This window comes from Kitasatospora nipponensis (genome assembly GCF_039528135.1).
GTDB classification, from domain to species: Bacteria; Actinomycetota; Actinomycetes; order Streptomycetales; family Streptomycetaceae; genus Kitasatospora; species Kitasatospora nipponensis.
Map to the genome: position 1 here is coordinate 1 of NZ_BAAALF010001089.1, position 535 is coordinate 535.

Annotated in this window: 1 protein-coding gene; it reads left to right on the plus strand. The window is 66.0% G+C overall.

Annotated features, from left to right (window positions below):
• Nucleotides 1-34: 34 nt before the first annotated feature.
• Nucleotides 35-535: trigger factor (locus ABD323_RS45030; RefSeq protein WP_344447728.1), on the plus strand; the 501-nt coding region annotated here is incomplete at its 3' end.

The window sequence follows — 535 nt, forward strand, 5'->3', positions numbered from 1 at the left end:
CGACCGATACCACTGTCCCGGCTAGGAGAAAACGTTGAAGAGCACCGTCGAGCAGCTGAGCCCGACGCGCGTGAAGATCAATGTCGAGGTGCCGTTCGACGAGCTCAAACCGAACTTCGACCGCGCCTACAGCAAGATCGCTCAGCAGGTCCGGATCCCCGGCTTCCGCCCCGGTAAGGCACCGGCCCCCGTCCTCGAGAGCAGGATCGGCCGCGCCCCCGTGCTCGACGAAGTCGTCAACGAGGCCATTCCGGCCAAGTACATGGAGGCCGTGGAGAGCGGAGACGTCCGCACGCTCGGACAGCCCGACTTCGAGGTCACCAAGCTCGAGGACAAGGACGTCCTCGAGTTCACCGCAGAGGTCGACATCCGCCCCGAGATCACGATCCCGGATCTGGACGACCTGTCGGTGAGCGTGGCCGACGTGGACGTCACCGACGACGAGGTCGGCGAGGAGCTCGACAACCTCCGCGCCCGGTTCGGCACGCTGACCGGCGTCGATCGTCCCGCCGAGCACGGCGACTTCACCTCGATC